At 74.6% G+C, this 4,515-nt stretch carries 6 protein-coding genes; all 6 read left to right on the forward strand.

The genetic code is table 11. The features are described 5' to 3' along the window. Positions 1 to 256: 256 nt before the first annotated feature. Complete coding sequence (locus tag H5J29_RS21855; protein ID WP_181782912.1) at positions 257 to 1,168, forward strand: MBL fold metallo-hydrolase; 912 nt, start codon at positions 257 to 259, stop codon at positions 1,166 to 1,168. A 98-nt stretch (positions 1,169 to 1,266) separates the two neighbouring features. Further along, positions 1,267 to 1,404, forward strand: a complete 138-nt coding sequence (locus H5J29_RS21860) for a hypothetical protein (protein WP_181782913.1) — start codon at positions 1,267 to 1,269, stop codon at positions 1,402 to 1,404. Positions 1,405 to 1,730: 326 nt separating this feature from the next. Continuing rightward, the gene (locus H5J29_RS21865) at positions 1,731 to 2,132 is read left to right on the forward strand and encodes a hypothetical protein (protein WP_181782914.1); all 402 of its coding nucleotides are present in this window, start codon (positions 1,731 to 1,733) and stop codon (positions 2,130 to 2,132) included. Positions 2,133 to 2,302: 170 nt separating this feature from the next. After that, a complete protein-coding gene (gene cysC, locus H5J29_RS21870) occupies positions 2,303 to 2,905 on the forward strand; it encodes an adenylyl-sulfate kinase (protein ID WP_312858350.1) in 603 nt (200 codons plus the stop codon). Position 2,906: 1 nt separating this feature from the next. Continuing rightward, positions 2,907 to 3,845: a glycoside hydrolase family protein gene (locus tag H5J29_RS21875; protein ID WP_181782915.1), complete on the forward strand. Its 939-nt coding sequence runs from the start codon at positions 2,907 to 2,909 to the stop codon at positions 3,843 to 3,845. 1 nt (position 3,846) lies between these two features. Next, positions 3,847 to 4,515, forward strand: a 669-nt coding sequence (locus tag H5J29_RS21880; RefSeq protein ID WP_312858351.1) for a sulfotransferase family protein, incomplete at its 3' end; no start/stop codon positions are given.

Raw genomic sequence — 4,515 nt, forward strand, 5'->3', positions numbered from 1 at the left:
GCCGCCGTCGCCCAGGCGGCCGACCGCACCTTCGCCAGGGCGGTGGTGCACGCGATCCTCGCCGCGACCTCGGTGACCACCGGTTTCGGGCACGTCGCCGCGTACCGGGAGCTGTACCCGAAGGCCACCGCCGCGGTGCGGTGAGGGGCCCTTGTCCCGCTAAGGCGCCCGTATTAACGTCGCCCCGGGGCGCGACGCGGCGTCCGTGAGCGGAGGCGACGACCGTGGCGTGGGACTTCGAGACCGACTTCACACGATGACGACGGCGAGCTGGGCCCCCGAGGCCTACGGCGGGGTGACCCTGCTGCGCGCGGCGAACGGCGGCGGCTACCCGTACGGCAACTCGCTCCTGGTGCGGGGGAGCGCGGGCACGCTGCTCGTGGACCCGTCCCTGGCGCTGGTCGGCGACGGGCAGGGGGAGGTGCCCGCTCCGGACGCGGTGTTCGTCAGCCATGCGCACGAGGACCACCTCGTCGGGATCGACGGCTACGCGGCCCCGGTCCACGTGCACTCCGCGGACCTCGCCGCGGTCCACGACTCCGCGGTACTGCTGGCAGGCTACGGCCTGCCGGAGGCGGCGACGACGGAGTTCGCGGCGACCCTGGAGGCGGACTTCCACGTCCGCAGCCGCCCCGACGCCGTCGGCGTGCCGGACGGCCACCGGTTCGACCTCGGGGACCGGACGGCGACCGTGGTGCACCTGCCCGGACACACGGTGGGCCACAGTGGACTGCTGGTCGAGCCGGACGGCTTCCTCTACATCGCCGACATCGACCTGACCTCCTTCGGCCCCTACTACGGGGACCGGGTGAGCAGCCTCGAGGGCTTCGAGCGGTCGCTGGAGATCTGCCGGACCGTCGACGCGCGCTGGTTCGGCACCTTCCACCAGAAGGGCGTGGTCGAGGGGGCCGAGGAGTTCCGCGGCAGGCTGCGGGCCTACCGGGACGTGATCGTGCGCCGGGACGCCGCGCTCACCGAGTTTCTCGCCGAGCCGCGGACCCTCGTCGACGTCGTCGCCCACCGGTTCGTCTACCGGCCCCACGTCGAGGCGCCGCACGTGACGACCGTCGAGGCGCGCACCGCCGAGCAGCACATCGCGCGGCTCGTGCGCACCGGCGTCGTCGCGGAGGTCGAGCCCGGCCGGTTCCGCGCGGTCGCCCCGGGCTGAAGCGGATCACCGACATCACCCTGGGGCGGCTGCGCCCCGACCTCGACCCGCCGCTGTGGGTGGCGTGGGACCCGTCGCCCAGGTCGGTGGCGGGCGCGGTGTCCCCCGCCATCCGCCAGGACTGGGCCGAGACCAACGGGTTCGGGGTCGTCGAGGACACCCGTGCACGGCGGGAGCTCGGCTCCCGCCGCGACCTCCTCCCGGTCCTCGCCGAGGCGGCGCCGGGGGCGCGGTGACCACCAACGCGCCCCTCGTCCCCGACCGGTCGCGGGCCGTACAGCTCCTGAGCGCGGTCCTCTGAGCGGGACCGGCTCAGCGCGGGGGCGCCCATTCGTCACACCGGCGCGGCCCGCGGGCCCGTGGATCGGCGCGGTCGTCGAGCTGCTGCTCACCCTGCGTGACCGACGCTGCCCCGATGAGTCGATCTCCATCTGCGGGTTCCCGACACACCGGAGGTCCGTGTTGCCGACCCGCCGAGTGTGAGGACCATTGTGTCGAACCGTCCGCCACTGTCGTACGTACATCGGAGGACGGGGAGTCGATCACGAACGGGAGAGTGGGCATGGACGGGCCGGACCGGTGCGACCGGCGGGAGGTCGCCGACGCCGACGTGTGGCCCCCGTCGGGCTGGCGCGCCTACCAGGCCGCCGCAGCCGCCTGTGACCTGCGGCCGGGGGAGTGGGCCTCGTGCGAGTGCCCGCGGTGCCGCGAGGCGTTCCTGGTCAGGCTGCCGCAGGTCCCTGCGGGCGAGGCCGGGCCCGCGCCGGTCACGATCGGCGACGAGGTCGCCGTCTGCTGTCCGTACGCCTGCGAGTACATCGAGGGCGGCGTGCTCTCCTGGTTCCTGGTGGCGCCGTCTCGCGGGCCCGCCGACTTCTCGATCACCCGCCGCTGTCCCGTCTGCCACGTCCTCACCGTGAGCGACCGCCCGATCGTCAGCTGCCCGCTGTGCGCGGGCTACTGAGCGGCGGGCCGGGTTGCGGTGACACACCGTTTCGGGTGACGATTCCGTTCATGGTCGTCGCCCTGCTCGAGCCGTTCTGGCCGAGCCGTCGTGCGCACGCCTACGACCAGCTCTGTCGGTAGTCCGCGCGCCCCCACCACCTGCTCGCCGACAGACCCGCCGGAGCCCCCGTGTCCGACGTCGCCCCGTCCCGTCCGTATGCCGCCACCCCGCCCGGGGTGCAGTGCGGCGCCACCGTGTGGCTGACCGGCCTGCCCAGCGCCGGGAAGTCGACCATCGCCCATGCCGCCGAGCACCGGCTCCGTGAGCGCGGCCTGCGCGTCGAGGTGCTCGACGGCGACGCCGTCCGCCCGCACCTCGCCGCCGCCCGCGGCTACTCCCGGGAGGACCGGGCGATCAACATCCGGCGGATCGGCTGGGTGGCGGAGCTGTTGGCGCGCAACGGCGTCCTGGTGCTGGTCTCCGCGATCGCGCCGTTCCGGGACGTGCGCGACGAGGTCCGCGCCGCCCACGCGGCCAACGGCACGGCCTACCGGGAGGTGTACGTGAGCACCCCGGTGGACGTCGCGTCCGAGCGGGACGTCAAGGGTCTCTACGAGCGTCAGCGGGCGGGCGAGATCAGCGGGCTCACCGGCGTCGACGACCCGTACGAGGCCCCGGTGCGGCCCGATCTCGTCATCCCCGCCCACGAGCAGCCCGTCGACGACTCGGTGGCCCTGCTGCTCGCCCATCTCACCGACGGCGGCCTCGCAGGCCCCGTGGAGGAGTACTGACATGAGCACACCCCTGCTGCCGATCCCGCGCTGGGTCGACGCCACCGTGGCGGTCGAGGCTCCCGGCGAGGGCGCGGGCAACTGGGTCGGCGCGCCCAGCGTGGTCCTGGTCGAGGGCGTGTACCACGCGGCCTATCGGGTCCGGGCGCCGTTGGGGGAGGGCCGCGGCCTGGCCACGGTGATCGCCCGCTCCACGGACGGCGTGCGGTTCACCGAGGTCGCCCGCGTGACGAAGGACCGGTTCGGGGCGGAGTCGCTGGAGCGGCCCGCACTCGTGCACACCCCCTCGGGGCGGTGGCGGCTCTACGTCAGCTGCGCCACGCCCGGGAGCAAGCACTGGTGGGTGGACGTGCTGGAGGCGGACTCGCCCGAGCAGCTGCCCGCGGCCCCGATCCGGACCGTGCTACCCGGCGACGCCCGGCACGCCGTCAAGGACCCCGTGATCGTCGTCGACGGGGACACCTGGCACCTGTGGGCCTCCGTGCACCCGCTCGACGTGCCGCAGCACGAGGACCGGATGACCACCGAGCACTACACCAGCGCCGACGGGCTGGACTGGCGGCACGAGGGCACGGCGCTCGGCCCCCGGGCCGGTCGGTGGGACGCCCGCGGGGTGCGGGTCAGTGCCGTCTTCCGGGTCGACGGCCGGTGGGCCGCCACCTACGACGGCCGCGCGACCGCGGCGGAGAACTGGGAGGAGCGGACCGGGCTGGCCTACTCCTCCGAGAGCGGGGCGTTCACCGCCGAGGGCGAGGCCCCGGTCGCCGAGTCCCCGCACGCCGGCCACGGCCTGCGGTACCTCAGCGTGGTCCCGCTGACCGACGGCGGGTACCGCCTCTTCTACGAGGGCACCCGCGAGGACGGCGCGCACGAGCTGCGTACCGAGCTGCTCCGTCCGCCGGTGCCCGTCGCGGGCAGGCGCCCGGTGGCGACCGCCTGAGGTGAGCCCGCGACTGCCGGACTTCCTCCTGCTCGGCGCGCCCAAGTGCGGCACCTCGGCGCTGCACAACGCCCTCGCAGGCCATCCGGATCTGTTCCTGTCCACCCCGAAGGAGCCGAAGTTCTTCCTCACCGACGGCCCGCCGCCGGACTCCGGCGGCGGCCCGGGTGACGTCCCGACGTGGGGTGAGCACGTGTGGCGTCGGGGGGACTACGAGGCGCTGTTCGCCGCCGCGGACCCGGGCGCGCGGTGCGGTGAGTCCACCGTGTTCTACCTCTACGACCTCGCGGCGCAGCAGCGGATCCGTGCCCTCGTGCCCCAGGCCCGGCTGGTCGCCGTGCTGCGGGACCCGGTCGAGCGGGCGCACTCCAACTGGGCCCACCTGCGCGGCGCGGACCTCGAACCCGAGGCGGACTTCGGGCGCGCCCTCGAGCTCGAGGAGAAGCGGATCGCCGCGGGCTGGGCACACTTCTGGCACTACGCGGCCCAGGGCCGCTACGGCGAGCAGCTGGACCACCTGTTCTCGCTCTTCCCGCGCGAGCAGGTGCTGCTCGTGCGCTACCGCGAGCTGCGGGACGACCCGGTGGGCACCGCGGACCGCGTGTGCGAGTTCCTCGGCGTGCGGACCGGCCTGATCGACGCGGCCGCCGACCGGGCACCGGACGCACCC

It is taken from the genome of Pseudonocardia pini, from assembly GCF_013870575.1.
Taxonomy (GTDB): domain Bacteria; phylum Actinomycetota; class Actinomycetes; order Mycobacteriales; family Pseudonocardiaceae; genus Pseudonocardia; species Pseudonocardia pini.